The organism is Streptomyces lichenis (assembly GCF_023218175.1).
Taxonomy (GTDB): Bacteria; Actinomycetota; Actinomycetes; order Streptomycetales; family Streptomycetaceae; genus Streptomyces; species Streptomyces lichenis.
In genome coordinates this window covers 203,896-223,641 of the sequence record NZ_JALPTH010000003.1, presented here as the reverse complement: position 1 = coordinate 223,641, position 19,746 = coordinate 203,896, and the positions used below count along the sequence as shown (strand labels likewise).

The following is a 19,746-nucleotide window of genomic DNA, read 5'->3' as shown; positions in this document are numbered from 1 at the left end:
CCCAGGCGCCCTTGACCTCGGGTGGGGGCGGGCTCCTACGTTGGGTGGCGGAGCGCGGGGGGTCCGCCCCGGCGCCTGACGAGGGGAGGCCGAGGATGAGTGAGGGCACGGAAAAGGGCGGCGAGACCCCGGACCGGTACCGGTACGCGGTGGTGCCGAACATCAGGGTGGCGGACGCCGCGGCGGCGATCGACTTCTACCAGCGGGCCTTCGGCGCCCGGGAGGACGTACGGGTGGACGCCCCGGGCGGCGGGGTGCTGCACGCCGAGATCAGCATCGGGCCCTCGGTGCTGATGCTGGGTGATTCCGATGGGGAGGGCGGGGGCGGAGGGTTCCGGGCGCCCACGGCGCTGGGTGGGACCTCGGTGGCGCTCCATGTCTTCGTGGACGACGTGGACGCGCTGGCGGCGCGCGCCGAGGAGGCCGGGGCGGAGATCCTCCAGCCGCCGACGGACACCTTCCACGGCGACCGGACCGTCATCCTGCGCGACCCCTCGGGCCATCAGTGGGTGTTCCTCACCCACCAGGAGGATGTGGCGGACGAGGAGCTCGGCGGGAGGCTGGCCGCCGAAGGCTGAGGAGGGAGAGGAACAGGGCCAAGGCGGCGGCGCCGGCGGGGGTGGCGTAGGCGGTGGCGGGGCCGAGGTGCTCGACCAGCCGGCCGCCGCCGGCCGCGCCCGCCGCGATACCGCCGAGCAGGGCGGTCACCGCGAGGGTCATGCCCTCGTTGAGCTGCCCGGACGGGGTCAGCTTCTGGACCAGGGTCATCCCGGTCACCATGGTCGGCGCGGTGGCCGCGCCCGCGACCAGCAGGGCGGCGGCCAGCACCGGCAGCGAGCCGGTCGCAGCCACCGCCAGCGGCGGAAGGCACATCAGGGCCGTCATCGCCACCAGGCAGCCGGTGAGACCGCCGCCGCGCCGGGACCGGCCGTAGACCAGCCCCGCCAGGCAGGAGCCGGCCGCCTGGAGCGCCAGCACCACACCGCCCGCCGGGCCCTCCGCGTACGCCAGGGTCACCACCTCCAGGGAGCCGAAGACCGCGCCGGTGGCGAGGAAGACGGTGAGGTGGGCGGGCATGCCGGGGGATCGGAGGGGGGTGGGGGAGCGGGTGGCCGGGCGGGTCGCCGGGGGTTCGGTGGTGCGCTGGGCGGCGAACAGCAGGGTGCCGGTGAGCAGCAGCGCGGCGCCGGTGAGGGTGCCGGCCTCGGGGAAGAGGGCCGCGCACAGGAAGGCGGCGGCCACCGGGCCGAGCATGAAGCACAGCTCGTCCACGGCCTGCTCGAAGGCGTTGGCGGTGTGCCGGGCCGCCGGGTCGTCCCGGTGCAGACGCGCCCAGCGGGCGCGGGCCATCCCGCCGAGGTTGGGCGTGGTGGCGGTCGCGGCGTACGCGGCGAACAGGGTCCAGGCGGGCGCCCGGAGGTGGACGCAGAGCAGCAGGGCGAGGGAGCCGAGGACGGCGAGGGCGGTGGCGGGGACGGCCACCCTGCCCTGCCCGTGGCGGTCGGCCAGCCGGGCGGTGAAGGGGGCCACCAGCGCGGTGGCGGTCAGCCCGGTGGCGGTGACCGCCCCGGCCAGGGCGTAGGAGCCGTAGGCCCCGGCGATCATGATCACCGCGCTGACGCTGAACATCCCGGCGGTCAGCCGGGCGGGGAGGTTGGCCAGGGTGAAGGCCCGCGCCCCGGGGGCGTCGAAGAGCCGGCGGTAGGAGGAGCCGCGCGGAGAAGGGGAGCGGGGGGCGCGGTGGGATGGGAGGCCGGTGCGCGGGATCAGGGCGGGGGAGGAGCGGCGCGGGCCGAGGACCGGGGACTCGGGGGAGAGGGCGAGGTGGAAGGAGGTGTGGGGAGGGGGTTCGGGGGAGGGCACGGGGTCAGCTTCGGCGGGGAGGGCGGTGGGGGTCCAACACCTGGTCGAGGGCGATTGACGCGTCTGTGTTGTAAGTTCTGGGGCCATGGTCGCCGATCTGCCGCCCCGGCTGCTGAGGGGCTTTCTCGCGGTGGCGGAGGAGCTGCACTTCACCCGCGCCGCCGCCGGGCTGTTCACCGCCCAGCAGGCGCTGAGCCGGGACATCCGCCGGCTGGAGCGGGAGCTGGGGGCGGAGCTGTTCACCCGCTCCACCCGCCAGGTGGCGCTGACCGCCGACGGGGAGCGGCTGCTGCCGCACGCGCGGGCGGTGCTCGCCGCGTACGAGGGGCTGGACGCGGCCTTCACCGACGCCGCCCGGCCGCTGCTGGTGGACGTCAACACCGACGGGCTGGTCTCCGGCCGGGTGCTGGCCCGGGCCCGCGAACTGGCTCCGGGCTGCGAGCTGATGGCCCGCTACGGCAGCGGACTGACCGGTGCGGTGGCCCAGCTGGCGGCCGGGCGGATCGACGCGGCCTTCGGGCGGTTCGCCGGGCTGCCGGAGCGGGCGCGGGCCGGGCTCCGGGCGCAGCCGGTGCGGTACGAGCCGATGGCGGTGCTGCTGCCCGAGGGGCATCCGCTGGCCGGGCGGGACGAGGTGGAGCTGGACGCGCTGGCCGGGGAGACGGTCTACGCGGGGGCGGGCAACCCGGCGACCCTGGAGTGGACCGACCTGGCGGCGCGGCTGTTCGCCGGGCGCTCGATCGCGGTGGCGCCGCCCGCCCCGGTGGCGGTGGGCGCGGAGGAGTTCCGCCGGATCATGGCCAAGACCCGCCGCCCGGTCCTGGCCGTGGTGGACTTTCCGGCCATGGCGGGCTGTGTGCTCCGCCCGCTGGTGCGGCCGGTGCCGCTGTCACCGGTGTCGCTGGTCTGGCGCCGGGGTCTGCGCCATCCCGCGCTGGACGCATTGCGGGCGGCGGCCGCCGAGTTGGCGGCCGAGGGAGGGTGGTTGCGCAGGGCGGAGGGGACATGGCTGCCGGAGAGTGACCTTTGGCACATGACTGGCAATGACTGAACCAAACCCATGTCCTTGGTAGTCGTGCGCTACATTCATAGGTCTCGGGTGCAGCAGAAACAGTGGTGGCGCAGGGACGGGTGGGGACCGGTCCGGCGCCACGATTCCAGCCAGTCCATGTGCGCCCAGCTCCGGCTCAATGGGGGATGTGCGTACACAGTGGACAAGTGGCAAGAACCTGCCTGGAACGGGCATGCGGCTGAACCGTACGAGACGTACGGTGACACCTCGTCAGATGGTACATACCAAAGCGCCGTACAGCACGGTGGTCTTTCGGCCACCGGTGCGGCGGGCGGCTACGGCTACCCGGGTCCGGACGCCTCCTACCCGTTCGATCACTCCGTACACCAGGGCACCCTGCCCCAGCAGCTGGACGACTTCGCGTACTCCGGCGACCGGGGCGGACACCAGGGCGGCACCGCCGCGTATGCCGACCACGGCCACGGCCAGTGGGCGGACGCCCCGTACGGCGCGGCGGACCAGACCGCCGTGCTGCCGCCGGTCGGCGGTGCGGGCGGGCAGATGACCGTGCTGCCGTCGGTCGGTGCCGCGGTGGAGGACGAGGACCCCGTCGAGGCGACCACGGTGCTGCCGCCGGTCGGCATGGCGGGTGACCCGATATCCGGCGGGGCGGGCATATCCGTCATACCCGACCCGGTGGACATACCCGGCGCCGATTCCGACGCCGCCCCCGACGGCCCCGTCTTCGTGGACGAGAGCGGCCGCCGCAGCAAGAAGTTCCGCCGCCTCGGCTGGGTGCTGGCCGCGGCCTGCGCCGTCTACGCCGTGACGCTCGTCGTCTCCGTCATCGGAGGCAACTCGGCCGCCCCCTGGCTGCTCATCCCCGGCCCGGCCGCCGAGAAGAAGGCCGAGACCTCCAAGGTCGAGCCCGCGCCCAGCGGCAGCGCACCCGTCACCGAGGCCGTCGACGCCGAACCCGGCGCCACCACCTCCGCCGACCCCGGGGGCGCGGCGAACCCGAGCTCCTCCGGCAGCGCGGACGTGAAGGGCGGCACCCCCGCCGATCCGCGGCCCGGCACCTCCGCCGACGCCGGGACCACCACCCCCGGCCGCGAGGGCGAGACCACGTCGGAGCGGCCCGACCGGCCCGACACCCGGCCCTCCGACGAGCGGCCCTCCGGCGGTGGCACCGGCGCCACCAAACCCTCCACGGGCAAGCCCTCGGTCACCGAGGAGCCGCCGACCACGGAGCCGACGGACGAGCCGACCGTCACCCCACCCACCGAAGACCCCGCCGACCCGCCGGTCGAAGAGAGCGGCGGCCAGCAGATGGCCGCGGAAGGCACACCGTAGATGACATCCTCCGGCAGGCGGCGCGCCCAGAAGCAGCGGCGCGTCCGCCGGCGCAGGCTGCCCATGCGCTATCTGCTTCCCTCCCTGTTCCTGGTCGCGCTCATGGCGATGCTCATGCTGCGCGGCTATGTGCACAGCGAGATCCTCGCCGACCACCGGGTGCGCACCCCCGCGCCCACCGACAAGGTGCCCCAGCACATCCTGGAGGGCGGCCCGGTCATCGACGCCCGCGGCGCGGAGCCCAAGGCGCTGAGCGTCCCCGACCAGAAGCTGGTCATCACCTTCGACGACGGACCCGACCCGGTCTGGACGCCCCGGGTGCTGGACAAGCTCAAGGAGTACGACGCCCACGGCGTCTTCTTCGTCACCGGGACCATGGCCTCGCGCTACCCGGACCTGGTCAAGCGGATGGTGGACGAGGGCCACGAGCTCGGGCTGCACACCTTCAACCACCCCGACCTGTCCTTCCAGTCCAAGGACCGCATCGACTGGGAGCTGTCGCAGAACCAGCTCGCCATCACCGGCGCGGCCGGGGTGCGCACCTCGCTGTTCCGGCCCCCGTACTCCTCGTTCTCCGACGCCCTCGACAACGAGGCCTGGCCGGTCACCCAGTACATCGGCAGCCGCGGCTACATCACCGCCTTCAACAACACCGACTCCGAGGACTGGAAGCGCCCCGGCGTCGAGGCGATCATCAAGCGCGCCACGCCCAAGGGCACCGAGGGCTCCATCGTGCTGATGCACGACTCCGGCGGTGACCGCTCGCAGACCGTCGCCGCGCTCGACCGGTTCCTGCCGGACATGCAGAAGCGCGGCTACGAGTTCACCACCCTCACCGACGCCCTCGGCGCGCCCAGCGCCCACACCCCGGTCACCGGCCCGGAGCTGTGGAAGGGCAAGGCGTGGACCGGGGCGGTCGCCGTCTCCGAGAACGTCACCACCGTCCTGGTCGGCGGCCTGGCCATCATCGGTGTGCTGGTCTTCGTCCGCTTCGGCCTGATGCTGGTGCTCTCCTTCGCGCACGCCCGCAAGGTCCGCCGGCGGGGCTTCCACTGGGGCGCGCCGGTCACCGAACCGGTCACCGTGCTGGTCCCGGCGTACAACGAGAAGGAGTGCATCGAGAACACGGTGCGCTCGCTGATGGCCAGCGACCACCCGATCGAGGTCGTCGTCATCGACGACGGCTCCTCCGACGGCACCGCCGGCATCGTGGAGTCGATGTGGCTGCCGAACGTGCGGGTGGTGCGGCAGGTCAACTCCGGCAAGCCGGAGGCGCTGAACAACGGCATCCGCAACGCCCGCCACGACATCATCGTGATGATGGACGGCGACACGGTCTTCGAGCCGTCCACCGTCCGCGAGCTGGTCCAGCCCTTCGGCGACCCCCGGGTCGGCGCCGTGGCCGGCAACGCCAAGGTCGGCAACCGCGACTCGCTGATCGGCGCCTGGCAGCACATCGAGTACGTGATGGGCTTCAACCTCGACCGCCGGATGTACGACGTGCTCGGCTGCATGCCGACCATCCCCGGCGCGGTCGGCGCGTTCCGCCGCGAGGCGCTGGAGCGGGTCGGCGGCATGAGCGAGGACACCCTCGCCGAGGACACCGACATCACCATGGCCATGCACCGCGACGGCTGGCGCGTGGTCTACGCCGAGCGCGCCCGCGCCTGGACCGAGGCGCCGGAGAGCGTCCAGCAGCTCTGGTCGCAGCGCTACCGCTGGTCGTACGGCACCATGCAGGCGATCTGGAAGCACCGGCGGGCGCTGGTCGAGCGCGGCCCCTCCGGCCGCTTCGGCCGGGTCGGCCTGCCGCTGGTCTCGCTGTTCATGGTGTTGTTCCCGCTACTCGCCCCGCTGATCGACGTCTTCCTGCTGTACGGCCTGGTCTTCGGCCCGACCGGGCAGACCGTGGTCGCCTGGCTGGGCGTGCTCGCCATCCAGGCGGTCTGCGCGGCGTACGCCTTCCGGCTCGACAAGGAACGCATGACCCATCTGATATCCCTGCCGCTCCAGCAGCTGCTGTACCGGCAGCTGATGTACGTGGTGCTGCTCCAGTCCTGGATCACCGCCCTCACCGGCGGCCGGCTGCGCTGGCAGAAGCTGCGCCGCACCGGTGTGGTGGAGGCGCCCGGCTCCATCCCGAGCCAGCGGCGCTCGGGCGAGGACCGGAGGCCGGTGGCATGAGCTACCCCACCCCGCCGGAGGGCTCCGGCCCCACCCGGCCCCGCGACCCCTTCGAGCCCGCGGCCCCCTTCGACCCCTCGGCCTCCTACGAGCCGTCGGCCTCCTACGAGCCGTTCGGGGGCGGACATCCGCAGGCCGGGAACGGCACCGGGCAGCCCGGACCGGACGGTCACGGCTACGGGAACGACGGCTACGGCAGCGGCTACGCCAACGACGGTTACGGGGGCGGGTACGGCCAGGGCCACCCGGCGCCCGGACCGGCGACCGGCCGCCCCGAGCCGTACGGGAACCCTGGCGCGTCCTTCGACGCGTTCGGCGCCCGGCGGCCGGTGGAGCCGGCCCGCCCCGCGGACCCCTACGCCCCGGCCCAGCCGCCGGTGCGCGGCCACGAGCCCGCGCCCGTGCCCGTACCGGTGCCCGCGCAGCGCACGGCGAGCGGACCGGCGGCGGACCACGCCATGGGTGCCACCGCCGCGCTGCCCACCGTCCCGGCCGGTCCCGGGTCCCCGGTGGACACCCGGGACGAACCGGCCCCCTCGGCGGCCGCGTCCGGGCCGGAGCCCGTGCCCGCGCCCGACCCCGAGCCGGCGGCGAGGAGGAAGCCGGGCCGGGACCGCTACCTCGATGTGCTGCGGGCCGTCGCGCTGCTGCGCGTGATCGTCTACCACATCTTCGGCTGGGCCTGGCTGACCATCCTCTTCCCGTCCATGGGCGTGATGTTCGCGCTGGCCGGCTCGCTGATGGCGCGCTCGCTGTCCCGGCCGGCCTGGGAGGTCATCCGGGGGCGCATCCGCCGGCTGCTGCCGCCCATGTGGGCGTTCGGCGCGGTCGTGCTGCCGGTGATGTTCTACCTGGGCTGGAAGCCGGTGAAGGAGGAGGGGATCTGGTGGTTCCTCAGGCTGACCTCCTACCTCTTCCCGATCGGCGCCCCGCCCTACCCGTGGCAGAGCGGCAGCCAGTCCGGGATCCTGGAGCAGAGCTGGGCCGCGCAGGCCGCCGGACCGCTCTGGTACATCCGGGCCTACCTGTGGTTCGTGATCGCCTCCCCGCTGCTGCTGTGGGCGTTCCGCCGGCTGCCGTGGGCCACGCTCCTCGCCCCGCTCGCGCTGACCGCCGTCATCGGCACCGGACTGGTGCGGATCCCCGGTGAGACCGGGCTGGCCCTCACCGACTTCGCCGTCTACGGCTCCTGCTGGGTGCTGGGCTTCGCCCACCACGAGGGGCTGTTCGCGAAGGTGCCGAAGTACGCCACGGTCTCGGTGTCGGCGCTGATCATGGCCTTCGGGCTGTGGTGGGCGTCCGGGCACCTCGGCCCGGACGGCTGGGACCTCAACGACATCCCGATGGCCCAGGCCGCCTGGTCGTTCGGCTTCTGCGTGATCCTGCTCCAGTACTCGCCGTCCTGGCAGACCCTGCCGGGGAAGCTGGCCGGCTGGGACAGCCTGGTCACCCTCGCCAACAACCGGGCCGTGACCATCTACCTCTGGCACAACCTGCTGATCATGCTGACCGTGCCGATCATCGACATGGTCTGGGACATCCCCGGCATCGAGGCCTACGAGGCGCAGATCTCCGCCGCGTACCCGGTGCTGATGCTGCTGCTGGTCTTCCCGCTGCTCGCCGCCGCGATCGTCTCGGTGGGCTGGCTGGAGGACGTCGCCGCCAAGCGCAGTCCGCGGCTGTGGCCCAACGGCACCAGGAAGAAGCCCGCCGCCAAGACCGGCTGACGCACCGGTTGCCCGAGGGGGCCTCCCGACCAGTTGTCGGGAGGCCCCCTCGGCGCGTACGCGCCCATCTCCGCCCCCTCCGGCGGTTACCCCGCGTACGGCTCCAAGGGGTCAACCGGCGGCAAGCGCAGGCGAATCACCCGTCCCGCCCGTCACCGACCGTGCGCATACGGGCACTTGTGAAAGTTTCCGAGAAAAATCCTGTCGGCGTTGAGTGGACCGGGCCCGGGGTCCCGTAGTGATGGAGGACAACGACTCAGATCAGGGTCTCGACCGGGAGGTTCCAGGTGCGCAAGGATGCCGCCGTGGCCGATGACCGTCGGGGGACGCATCGGGCCCGGCACCGCGCGGCGGCGCCACGCACCAAACCCGAAGTCCCGGACGAGGAGTTGATGCGGGCGCTCTACCGTGAACACGCCGGCCCCCTGCTCGCCTATGTACTCCGCCTCGTCGCCGGCGACCGCCAGCGGGCCGAGGACGTGGTGCAGGAGACGCTCATCCGTGCCTGGAAGAACGCCGGTTCGCTGAACCACGCGACCGGCTCTGTCCGACCCTGGCTGGTGACGGTCGCCCGGCGCATCGTCATCGACGGCCACCGCAGCCGGCAGGCCCGGCCGCAGGAGGTCGATCCGTCGCCGCTTGAGGTCATGCCCGCGGAGGACGAGATCGACAAGGCGTTGTGGCTGATGACGCTCTCTGACGCGCTCGACGATTTGACCCCGGCCCATCGGGAAGTCTTGGTCGAGACGTATTTCAAGGGGCGTACGGTCAACGAGGCGGCCGAGAAACTCGGCATACCCAGCGGGACCGTGCGGTCCCGCGTGTTCTACGCGCTGCGCTCCATGAAGCTCGCACTGGAGGAGAGGGGGATCTCGGCATGACGACATACGAGAACGAGTCGGTGCACGACGCCGTCGGCGCCTACGCGCTCGGCATTCTCGACGACGCCGAGGCCACCGCCTTCGAGGCCCACCTCGCCGGCTGCCCGGTGTGCGCCGCGCACCTGGAGGAGTTCTCCGGGCTGGCGCCCATGCTCGCGCTGCTCGCCGAACCACCCGGCCCGGCCGACCGGCCGCTGGCCCCGCCCGGAGCGGGCGGCCCGCTGTGGAGCGACCCGCCGGACACCGCGTACGGGGACTCCGTACCCCGGCGGACGCAACCGCCGCTCGCCTTCCCGGGCCCGTCGCACCACGGGCCCTCCGCGCTGTCCGGGCCCGGACACGCCCGGCACGGCGCCCCGGTGCCGGGGCCGCGCTCCGGCGCGCCGGGCGAGGGCGACGGGCCGATGCTGGGCCGGCTGGTGGACGAGGTGGCCCGCAAGCGCGCCCAGCGCCGCCGCCGCACCCGGCTGCTGGTCGCGGCCGCCGCCGCGCTGATCATCGGCGGCCCGGTCGCCGCCATCGCCGCCACCGGCGGCGGCACCGCCGCCCAGGACGCCCGCACCAACCAGGCGGCCGCCGACCCGCACCCCACCAGCCCCGCCGAGGACGCCTTCTTCCACCACATGGAGGAGAAGCTGACCGGCACCGACCCGGGCAGCAAGGTCGCCGCCACCGTCGGGCTGGAGAAGAAGGGCTGGGGCACCCACGCCGTGCTGGAGCTGAAGAACGTCAAGGGCCCGCTGAAGTGCCGGCTGGTCGCCGTCTCCAAGAGCGGCGAGGAGGAGACCGTCGCCTCCTGGTCGGTGCCCACGTGGGGGTACGGCTTTCCCGACAGCCCGCACGAGGCCGCCCGCTCCCCGCTCTACGTGCACGGCGGCGCCGCGATGAGCCGGGCCGACATCGACCGCTTCGAGGTCCGCACCTTCGACGGGCAGCGGCTGGTGGAGGTGGACGCCTGACGGCCGGCCCCCGGCCCCCGTACGCGGGTGAGCGGACACCCGTACGCACGTACCGTGCCACCCGTACGGGCGTACCCCGCCCCGCCGGGCCACGCGGCCTGACACACCCGCCTCCTGTGCAATAAGCTCGACGGCTGCCCAACGCACATGAGAAGGGGGCCTCGGTGGCCGCGCAGGAAGCCGACAGACTGGTCGACACGGTCCGCGACCGGGAGATCGGGGTCGAGCAGGAGCATCTGGACCAGGTGTACCGCCGCCTGGACGAGAAGATCCACGAGGCGGAGTTCCTGATGAAGGACGCCCATCGGCTCGGCCAGGTCGGCACCCCCGGCGCCCTCGCCGAGCGCGACGCCCAGGTCTTCCGGGCCGGCGTCCACCTCAACCGGCTCAACAACGAGTACGAGGACTTCCTCTTCGGCCGGATCGACCTGCTGAACGGCAAGGACGGCAAGAAGGGGCCCGACGGGGCGTACACCTCCATCGAGCCCGCCGACGACGCCGTACGCGCCGACCACACCGCCGACATCGGCGAGACCCTGCACATCGGCCGGATGGGCGTGCTGGACGCCGATTACACCCCGCTGGTCATCGACTGGCGCGCCCCGGCCGCCGCCCCCTTCTACCGGGCCACCCCGGTCGACCCCGGCCGGGTGGTGCGCCGCCGGGTCATCCGCTCCAAGGGCCGCCGCGTCCTCGGCGTCGAGGACGACCTGATGCGCCCCGAGCTGACCGCCGCCCTGGACGGCGCCGAACTGGCCGTCATCGGCGACGGCGCCCTGATGGCCGCGCTCGGCCGCTCCCGCGGCCACACCATGCGGGACATCGTCTCCTCCATCCAGGCCGAGCAGGACCTGGTCATCCGCGCCCCCGCCGCCTCCGTCACCTATGTGGAGGGCGGCCCCGGCACCGGCAAGACCGCCGTCGCCCTGCACCGCGCCGCCTACCTGCTCTACCAGGACCGGCGCCGCTACTCCGGCGGCATCCTCATCGTCTCGCCCACCCCGCTGCTGGTCTCCTACACCGAGGGCGTGCTGCCCTCGCTCGGCGAGGAGGGCCAGGTCGCCATCCGCGCCCTGGGCAGCCTGGTCGACGGGGCGGAGGCCACCGGCTACGACGATCCCGCCACCGCCAGGGTCAAGGGCTCCGCCCGGATGCTCAAGGTGCTCCGCAAGGCCGCCCGGGGCGCCCTGGAGGGCGGCGGCGCCCCGCAGCGGCTGCGGGTGGTCGCCTTCGGCCGCCGGCTGGAGCTGGAGGCCGAGGAGCTGACCCGGATCCGCCACGCCGTGCTCGGCGGCACCGCCCCGGTCAACCTGCTGCGCCCGCGCGCCCGCCGGCTGCTGCTGGACGCCCTGTACGCCCAGTCCGGCGCCGGCTCCCGGCACAACGACCCCGAGCTCGCCGCCGAGCTGCGCTCCTCCTTCGACGAGGACGTCACCACCGAGGACTCCTTCACCGGCTTCCTGGACGCCTGGTGGCCCGAGCTGACCCCGCGCCAGGTGCTCACCGCCATGGCCGACGAGCGCCGGCTCGGACGCTGGGCCCGCCGGGTGCTCAACCCCGGCGAGGTCCGCCGGCTCGCCCGCTCGCTGCGCCGCCCGGAGCTGTCCGTGCACGACGTGGCGCTCCTGGACGAGCTGAACACCCTGCTCGGCACCCCCGCCCGGCCGCGCCGCCGGCGGGAGCTGGACCCGCTGGACCAGCTCACCGGGCTGGAGGAGCTGATGCCGGTACGGGAGGAGAGCCGGCGCGAGCGGGCCGAGCGGCTCGCCCAGGAGCGCACCGAGTACGCGCACGTCATCGTGGACGAGGCGCAGGACCTCACGCCCATGCAGTGGCGGATGGTCGGCCGGCGCGGCCGCACCGCCACCTGGACCGTGGTCGGCGACCCCGCGCAGTCCTCCTGGCCGCTGCCCGAGGAGGCGGCCGAGGCCCGCGACGAGGCCCTGGGCACCCGGCCGCGCCGCCGCTTCGAGCTGACCGTGAACTACCGCAACCCGGCCGAGATCGCCGAGCTGGCGGCCCGGGTGCTGGCGCTGGCCATGCCCGGCATGACGGCCCCTCGCGCGGTGCGCTCCACCGGCGTACGGCCCCGGTTCACCGCGCTGGACGGTGCCGAGCTGGGCGCGGTGGTACGCGAGGAGGCGCGCCGCCAGCTGGAGCTGGTGGACGGCACGGTGGGCGTGGTCGTCGCCATGCGGCGGCGCGAGGAGGCGGCCGGGTGGCTCGACGGCCTCGGCGAGCGTGTGGTGGCGCTCGGCAGCCTGGAGGCCAAGGGGCTGGAGTACGACGCCACGGTGGTGGTCTCGCCCGCCGAGATCGCCGACGAGTCCCCGGCCGGGCTGCGGGTGCTGTACGTGGCGCTCACCCGGGCGACCCAGCAGCTGACCGTGGTCGCCGGTCCGCGCGACGAGCCGGACGCGGACGGCGTACCGGATCTGCTGCGGGACTGAGAGGCGGGGCCCGGGTGATGGGGCCGCTCGGGGGCATCGCGGAAATCGGTTGCCGCGTGCGGGAATCACCTTCGGGGAGGGTTTGTTAGCCTGGGTGTGGCACCGGCCCGATCCAAGCCCCCGGGCCCAACCTTAGTCGCTGAGAGCGACCACTTGCCGCGAGGCGAGCATGGCGGGCCGGTGCCACTTCCACGCTTGAGAACGCCGGCGGGTCCGTGTCTTCCGACGAAGACACGGACCCGCCGGCGTTTGCGGCTCAGGGCGTCCTCCGAGGGCGGGGGTTCCGCCCGGACCGTGAGCCTCGTACAGTGTCTCTCGCATAGCGGAAAACAGTTTCCGAAACCTCAATGACCGTTATTACCTGCTACTCGCAGGTAGGTGCGACCATCGGAGGGCGCCGCCCGGCCACCGGCCAGGGCGGTGCGGCAACGAAGCGAAGCGGAAAGCAGAGGAACACGGCCATGGCAACGGCGCCCAGCGTCTCCTACTCGATGACGGTCCGGCTGGAGGTGCCCGCGAGCGGAACCGCGGTCTCCCAGCTCACCACGGTGGTGGAGTCCTCGGGCGGCTCGGTCACCGGCCTCGACGTGACCGCCTCGGGCCACGAGAAGCTGCGGATCGACGTCACCATCGCCGCCTCCTCCACCGCGCACGCCGACGAGATCGTCGCCAAGCTCCGCGACATCGAGGGCGTCGTCCTCGGCAAGGTCTCCGACCGTACGTTCCTGATGCACCTCGGCGGCAAGATCGAGATGGCGTCCAAGCACCCCATCCGCAACCGCGACGACCTCTCGATGATCTACACCCCCGGCGTGGCCCGGGTCTGCATGGCGATCGCCCAGAACCCCGAGGACGCCCGCCGCCTCACCATCAAGCGCAACTCCGTCGCGGTCGTCACCGACGGCTCCGCGGTGCTGGGCCTGGGCAACATCGGCCCCAAGGCCGCGCTGCCGGTGATGGAGGGCAAGGCGGCCCTGTTCAAGCGGTTCGCCGGCATCGACGCCTGGCCGCTCTGCCTGGACACCCAGGACACCGACGCCATCGTGGAGATCGTCAAGGCGATCGCCCCCGGCTTCGCCGGCATCAACCTGGAGGACATCTCCGCGCCGCGCTGCTTCGAGATCGAGGCCCGGCTGCGCGAGGCCCTGGACATCCCGGTCTTCCACGACGACCAGCACGGCACCGCCATCGTGGTGCTCGCCGCGCTCACCAACGCGCTGCGGGTGGTCGGCAAGGCGTTCGGCGACGTCCGGGTGGTGATGTCCGGCGCGGGCGCGGCCGGTACCGCCATCCTCAAGCTGCTGCTGGCCGCGGGCGTCAAGCACGCGGTGGTCGCCGACATCCATGGTGTGGTGCACGCGGGCCGCGAGGACCTGGTGGACGCCGACCCCGAGTCGCCGCTGCGCTGGATCGCCGACAACACCAACCCCGAGGGCGTCACCGGCACCCTCAAGGAGGCCGTGGTGGACGCGGACGTCTTCATCGGCGTCTCGGCCCCCAACGTGCTCGACGGGAACGACGTGGCGGCCATGGCCGAGGGCGCCATCGTGTTCGCACTCGCGAACCCGGACCCCGAGGTGGAGCCGGCCGTCGCCCGCCAGACCGCCGCGGTGGTGGCCACCGGCCGCTCCGACTTCCCCAACCAGATCAACAACGTGCTGGTCTTCCCGGGTGTCTTCCGCGGCCTGCTGGACGCCCAGTCCCGGACCGTCAACACCGAGATGATGCTCGCCGCCGCCACCGCCCTGGCGGACGTGGTCACCGAGGACGAGCTGAACCCGAACTACATCATCCCCTCGGTCTTCAACGACAAGGTCGCCGGCGCGGTCGCGGGCGCGGTCCGCGAGGCCGCCAAGGCCGCGGGGGTGACGGCCCCGGCCGCCTCCTGACCCCGGGCCGCCTCCCCCGTACGGGGGTCCCCGCGCGCCGCGGGGACTCCGTACGCGCGGGGGCGGGCCGCTCCGGGGAGTCCCGGGGCGGTCCACGGACCGTCACCACCACCTCCGGGTGGCGCTTTTCGTGTGACTCCGGGGGGTGCCGGATTGGCTTTCCCGGCGCTGGTGGGGGCAGGATGCCTATCTGGGCGAGGGTCTGACGGCAGACCCGGGTCCGAGAACCGACCAAGGGCCCTGGCAGCATCGGCTCTGCTGTGCCCCCTGTGCGGCTCCGCCGCCTGGCACGCCTGACAGCAAGAAGAACACGGGAGTAACAACATGAACCGCAGTGAGCTGGTGGCCGCCCTGGCCGACCGTGCCGAGGTGACCCGCAAGGACGCCGACGCCGTGCTGGCCGCTCTCGCCGAGACCGTGGGTGAGATCGTCGCCAAGGGTGACGAGAAGGTCACCATCCCCGGCTTCCTGACCTTCGAGCGCACCTCGCGTGCCGCTCGTACCGCCCGCAACCCGCAGACCGGCGAGCCGATCAACATCCCCGCCGGCTACAGCGTCAAGGTCTCCGCGGGCTCCAAGCTCAAGGAAGCCGCCAAGGGCAAGTGAGCCGCCCGGAGCGATGACCGGCACCGTCCGGCCACCGCACCGGCCGAGCGGGCTCGGCTGAGCGTACGCAGAAGGGCGGCCGCCCCCGATGGGGGGTGGCCGCCCTTTCGCGTACGTCCACAGGCCCTCCCCGGGCCTCCCTGGCCGCCCCCGGGACGCACCGCGGCCCCCGTACGCCGGGAAGGGCGCGCGGGGGCCGCGGTGCACCGGGCGTGCGGGCCGGTCAGACCGCCGCGCTGCCCGGCAGCTCGACCTTGGCGCCCAGCTCCTTGAGCTTGTCCATGAAGTTCTCGTAGCCGCGGTTGATCAGCTCGATGCCGTGCACCCGCGAGGTGCCCTGCGCCGCCAGCGCGGCGATCAGGTAGGAGAAGCCGCCCCGCAGGTCGGGAATGACCAGGTCGGCGCCCTGCAGCTTGGTCGGGCCGGAGACGACCGCCGAGTGCAGGAAGTTGCGCTGGCCGAAGCGGCAGTCCGAGCCGCCCAGGCACTCCCGGTACAGCTGGATGTGCGCGCCCATCTGGTTGAGCGCCGAGGTGAAGCCGAGCCGCGACTCGTACACCGTCTCGTGCACGATGGACAGCCCGGTGGCCTGGGTCAGCGCCACCACCAGCGGCTGCTGCCAGTCGGTCTGGAAGCCGGGGTGCACGTCCGTCTCCAGCGCGATCGACTTCAGCTGGCCGCCCGGGTGCCAGAAGCGGATGCCCTCGTCGTCGATCTCGAAGGCGCCGCCGACCTTCCGGTAGGTGTTGAGGAAGGTCATCATCGACCGCTGGTGCGCCCCGCGGACGTAGATGTCGCCCTCGGTCGCCAGCGCCGCCGACGCCCAGGAGGCCGCCTCCAGGCGGTCCGGGAGGGCCCGGTGGGTGTAGCCGCCGAGCTTGTCCACACCGGTGATCCGGATGGTGCGGTCGGTGTCCATGGAGATGATGGCGCCCATCTTCTGCAGTACGCAGATGAGGTCCTCGATCTCCGGCTCCACGGCCGCGTTGGAGAGCTCGGTCACACCCTCCGCCAGCACGGCCGTCAGCAGCACCTGCTCGGTGGAGCCGACCGACGGGTACGGCAGCCGGATCTTGGTGCCGCGCAGCCGCTGCGGGGCCTCCAGGTACTGGCCGTCGTCCCGCTTCTCGATGACCGCGCCGAACTGGCGCAGCACGTCGAAGTGGAAGTCGATCGGCCGGCCGCCGATGTCGCAGCCGCCGAGGCCGGGGATGAAGGCGTGCCCCAGACGGTGCAGCAGCGGGCCGCAGAACAGGATCGGGATGCGCGAGGAGCCCGCGTGCGCGTCGATGTCGGCGACGTTGGCCGACTCGACGTGCGTCGGGTCGAGCACCAGCTCACCCGGCTCGTCGCCCGGGCGCACCGTCACCCCGTGCAGCTGGAGCAGCCCGCGCACCACGCGGACGTCCCGGATGTCGGGGACGTTGCGCAGCCGGCTCGGCGAGCTGCCGAGCAGGGCGGCGACCATCGCCTTGGGCACGAGGTTCTTCGCGCCGCGGACGCGGATCTCGCCCTCCAGCGGGGTGCCGCCGTGGACAAGCAGGACATCGTCAGTGCCGGTCATGAATCTCGCGTTCCGATGGGGGTCCCCCCGGCGGAGCCAGGGAGGAGGTCGGGCAGGGGGCCAGGGAAAAGGGTAAGGGGGTGCACCACCCGTTCCGGTAGCCCGCGGACGCCTGCCAGATGTAATGAATTCGGCACAACACCGTGTGTTCCGAACCTCTCGCGGAGGGTTACCGTCCGCTTTCGGCCAGCCGGACCGGCGGCAGCGCCCCCGGCCGGACCTCCCGGGCGCCGGTTCCCGGACCTTCCGGGCATTCGCTCCGGGACCTTCCGGGTGATCCGCTCCCTGCCGCTCGGACATCCGCTCCCCGCCGCTCCGGGTGCCCGCTCCCGGTCCTTCCCGGCATCCGCTTCGCCGTCGGCCCCCATCGGGCGGCCGGATGCGGGATGATGTCAGGCATGACCGAGGTGTCCTCGCTCACCGGGCGGCTGCTGGTCGCCACCCCCGCGCTGGCCGATCCCAACTTCGACCGCGCGGTGGTGCTGCTGCTCGACCACGACGACGAGGGAACCCTCGGCGTGGTCCTCAACCGGCCCACCCCGGTGGACGTCGGCGACATCCTGGAGCCCTGGGCGCCGCTGGCCGGTGAGCCCGGGGTGGTCTTCCAGGGCGGCCCGGTGTCCCTGGACGCGGCGCTCGGCTTGGCCGTCGTCCCCGGTGACGGCCCCGGTGGCCTGGACGGACCGCCCGGCGCCCCCGGCCCGGACGGGACCGGCGGCCACCGCGTGGACGGATCCCCCGGCGGCGGCCCGGATGGTTCGCGATCGCGGACGGCGGATGCCGGGGAGCCGGACGAGTCGGACGAGCCGGAGGGGCTGCTCGGCTGGCGCCGGGTGTACGGGGCGATCGGCCTGGTCGACCTGGAGGCGCCGCCCGAGCTGCTGGCGGCCGAGCTGGGCTCGCTGCGGATCTTCGCCGGGTACGCGGGGTGGGGGCCCGGCCAGCTGGAGGACGAGCTGGCCGAGGGCGCCTGGTTCGTGGTGGACTCCGAGCCCGGTGACGTCTCCTCGCCGCGCCCCGAGACGCTGTGGCGGGATGTGCTGCGGCGGCAGCGCAGCGAGTTGGCGATGATCGCCACCTATCCGGATGACCCCTCGCTGAACTGAGCTGTCGCGTCAGCCGGGTGATCCACCGGCTTCCGGCCGTGGGTTTTCGGCCACCGGCCCGGCGGTCGCGGGCGGCTGGACGGCCGGCGCGGAAGGGGCCCCGGGGGCGGAGGTGGCGTGATGGGGTTCACAGCCGGGCGGTGGGCGGGAAGGGCGGGTACGGGCGGTTCGCGGTCCGCCGCACGGACGTGCGACCGCGCTCCCGGCCCGTCGCCGACGTGGGTACCCTTGGAGCCCATGAGCACTCTTGAGCCCGAGCGCGGGGCAGGTACGGGGACCCTCGTAGAGCCGACGCCGCAGACGTCGCACGGCGACGGCGACCACGAGCGCTACGCCCATTACGTCCAGAAGGACAAGATCATGGCGAGCGCCCTCGACGGCACTCCCGTGGTCGCGCTGTGCGGCAAGGTCTGGGTGCCGGGGCGGGACCCCAAGAAGTACCCGGTCTGTCCGATGTGCAAGGAGATCTACGAGTCCATGGGCGCCGGCGGCGACAAGGACAAGGGCAAGGGCGGCAAGGACAAGAAGTAGGCGCCGCGCTCCGCTCCTCCTCGGAGCCTCCGCGCCTCCCCGACGCCTCGCGAGGCCCCCGGGTGTGCGACACCGGTACGAGATCGACCACTCGTACCGGTGCCGCCACCGGGGGCCTTCGTCGTTCCCGGACGCTTCGGAGGCTCCGGGAGGCCGTCGTGACCGCGACGTGGCCGGGACCGTGATCGCGAAGTGGTCGAGACCTCTTGTGGCCCTCACTCCGGCGCTCTACTCTCCTGCGAAGCACATAGCGAAACGTCCATTGCGTATGCTGCAACGCTTTCGGAGGGGACCTCCCATGAAGCCGTCCGCCCGCCGGGTCCGTACCGCCGCCGCTTCCGCCCTCGCCGGGGCCCTGCTGCTGACCGCCGCCGGGTGCGCCCCATCCACCTCCGGCGGCGGGGCCGGGGGCGACGAGAGAACCGGGACCCTGCGGGTCTGGCTCTTCCAGGAGGTGGGCAACGAGCCCAAGAAGAAGGTGGTGGACGCCGCCGTCTCCGCCTTCGAGGCCCGGCACGAGGGAACAGACGTCGAGGTCGAGTACATCCCGGTGGAGAGCCGCGCCGAGCGGGTCAAGGCGGCCTTCAACGACCCGTCGAGCGCCCCGGACCTCATCGAGTACGGCAACACCGACACCGCCGGCTATGTCCGGGACGGCGGACTGGCCGATGTCACCGCCGAGTTCGGCGCCTGGGCGGAGGCCAAGGACACCGACCCCACCGCCCGCGCCGGGGCGACCGTGGACGGCAAGGTGTACGGGGCCCCGCTGCTGGTCGGGGTGCGGGCGCTGTACTACCGCACCGACGTCTTCAAGGAGCTGGGCCTGGCGGTGCCCCGCTCGCAGGACGAACTCGCCGCCACCGCCCGGAAGATCCGCAAGGCCCGCCCCGAGCTCTACGGGATAGCCGTCGGCGGCGCCTACACCTACGGGGCGCTGCCCTTCGTCTGGGCGCACGGCGGCGACCTGGCCACCCGGGAGGGCGGGTCCGGCGGCTACCGGGCCGCGATCGACAGTCCGGCCGCCCGCCGGGGCGTCGCCGCGTACACCTCGCTGTTCGGCCCCGAGAACTGTCCGGCCGCCTCCTGCGCCTCGATGGGCGGCAACGCCACCGTCACCGCCTTCGCCTCGGGCAAGGCCGCGATGGCGATCGGCGGCGACTTCAGCCACGCGGCCGTGGAGGCCGGCGCGGCGAAGGGGAAGTACGCGGTGGTGCCGCTGCCCGGGGTGGCGAAGGGCTCGGTGGCCCCGGCCTTCGCCGGCGGCAACAACCTGGGGGTGCTGAAGAGCAGTGGGCACCGCACCCTGGCGGTGGACCTGATGAAGGAGCTGGCCGGCAAGAAGACCCAGCGGGCGCTGTTCGACGCGATGGGCTTCCTGCCCACGTACGCGGATGTGCGCGGCGACATCGCCCGGGCCCAGCCCCATGTCAAGCCGTTCACCGACACCCTGGCGGCCGGCACCAAGCCCGTCCCGGCCTCGCCCGCCTGGGGACAGATCGACGCCTCCCAGGTGCTGCCGACCATGCTCCAGGAGATCGTCAGCGGCCGTAAGGACGTGGCCGCCGCCACCTCCGACGCGGCGGAGAAAATGGACGACGCCTTCGCCTCGGCGGCGCGCTGA

Annotated in this window: 15 protein-coding genes; 13 read left to right on the top strand and 2 right to left on the bottom strand. The window is 73.2% G+C overall.

The genetic code is table 11. The features are described from left to right. Positions 1-95 precede the first annotated feature (95 nt). Positions 96-578, top strand: coding sequence for a VOC family protein (locus tag M1O15_RS04650; RefSeq protein WP_248631880.1), 483 nt, complete (start codon positions 96-98; stop codon positions 576-578). On the opposite strand, the gene M1O15_RS04645 is transcribed toward M1O15_RS04650, so the two are convergent. Further along, on the bottom strand, positions 517-1,770 hold the full coding sequence (locus M1O15_RS04645; RefSeq protein WP_372499350.1) for an MFS transporter: 1,254 nt from the start codon (positions 1,768-1,770) through the stop codon (positions 517-519). The two genes, M1O15_RS04650 and M1O15_RS04645, sit on opposite strands and share 62 nt — an antisense overlap. 178 nt (positions 1,771-1,948) lie before the next feature. Here M1O15_RS04645 and M1O15_RS04640 point away from each other — a divergent pair, with 178 nt between their 5' ends. From M1O15_RS04640 to M1O15_RS04600, 9 genes are all read left to right on the top strand, one after another. Next, positions 1,949-2,914: a LysR family transcriptional regulator gene (locus M1O15_RS04640; RefSeq protein ID WP_248631877.1), complete on the top strand. Its 966-nt coding sequence runs from the start codon at positions 1,949-1,951 to the stop codon at positions 2,912-2,914. A 159-nt stretch (positions 2,915-3,073) separates the two neighbouring features. After that, positions 3,074-4,228, top strand: a complete 1,155-nt coding sequence (locus M1O15_RS04635) for a hypothetical protein (RefSeq protein WP_248631875.1) — start codon at positions 3,074-3,076, stop codon at positions 4,226-4,228. Next, positions 4,229-6,412: a bifunctional polysaccharide deacetylase/glycosyltransferase family 2 protein gene (locus tag M1O15_RS04630; RefSeq protein ID WP_248631873.1), complete on the top strand. Its 2,184-nt coding sequence runs from the start codon at positions 4,229-4,231 to the stop codon at positions 6,410-6,412. Between the two features lie 458 nt (positions 6,413-6,870). Next, on the top strand, positions 6,871-8,139 hold the full coding sequence (locus tag M1O15_RS04625; protein WP_372499349.1) for an acyltransferase family protein: 1,269 nt from the start codon (positions 6,871-6,873) through the stop codon (positions 8,137-8,139). A 287-nt stretch (positions 8,140-8,426) separates the two neighbouring features. Beyond that, the gene (locus M1O15_RS04620; RefSeq protein ID WP_248631872.1) at positions 8,427-9,020 is read left to right on the top strand and encodes a sigma-70 family RNA polymerase sigma factor; all 594 of its coding nucleotides are present in this window, start codon (positions 8,427-8,429) and stop codon (positions 9,018-9,020) included. Continuing rightward, positions 9,017-9,979, top strand: a complete 963-nt coding sequence (locus tag M1O15_RS04615; RefSeq protein WP_248631871.1) for an anti-sigma factor family protein — start codon at positions 9,017-9,019, stop codon at positions 9,977-9,979. Before M1O15_RS04620 ends, M1O15_RS04615 begins: the two co-directional genes overlap by 4 nt. A 164-nt stretch (positions 9,980-10,143) precedes the next feature. Then, entirely contained in the window at positions 10,144-12,429 is a 2,286-nt protein-coding gene (locus M1O15_RS04610) for a HelD family protein (RefSeq protein ID WP_248631870.1), read from the top strand. Between the two features lie 461 nt (positions 12,430-12,890). Further along, a complete protein-coding gene (locus tag M1O15_RS04605) occupies positions 12,891-14,318 on the top strand; it encodes an NAD-dependent malic enzyme (RefSeq protein WP_248631869.1) in 1,428 nt (475 codons plus the stop codon). Positions 14,319-14,642: 324 nt separating this feature from the next. Continuing rightward, a complete protein-coding gene (locus M1O15_RS04600) occupies positions 14,643-14,924 on the top strand; it encodes an HU family DNA-binding protein (RefSeq protein WP_248631868.1) in 282 nt (93 codons plus the stop codon). 223 nt (positions 14,925-15,147) lie between these two features. Here the strand turns inward: M1O15_RS04600 and murA are convergent, their stop codons facing one another. After that, a complete protein-coding gene (gene murA / locus M1O15_RS04595; RefSeq protein ID WP_248631867.1) occupies positions 15,148-16,488 on the bottom strand; it encodes a UDP-N-acetylglucosamine 1-carboxyvinyltransferase in 1,341 nt (446 codons plus the stop codon). Between the two features lie 398 nt (positions 16,489-16,886). Between murA and M1O15_RS04590 the strand changes: the two genes are divergently transcribed. From M1O15_RS04590 to M1O15_RS04580, 3 genes are all read left to right on the top strand, one after another. Next, entirely contained in the window at positions 16,887-17,594 is a 708-nt protein-coding gene (locus M1O15_RS04590) for a YqgE/AlgH family protein (protein ID WP_248631866.1), read from the top strand. Between the two features lie 237 nt (positions 17,595-17,831). Next, positions 17,832-18,125 (top strand): DUF3039 domain-containing protein, encoded by a 294-nt coding sequence (locus tag M1O15_RS04585; RefSeq protein ID WP_248631865.1) that lies wholly within the window; start codon positions 17,832-17,834, stop codon positions 18,123-18,125. A gap of 298 nt (positions 18,126-18,423) precedes the next feature. Next, on the top strand, positions 18,424-19,746 hold the full coding sequence (locus M1O15_RS04580) for an extracellular solute-binding protein (RefSeq protein WP_248631864.1): 1,323 nt from the start codon (positions 18,424-18,426) through the stop codon (positions 19,744-19,746).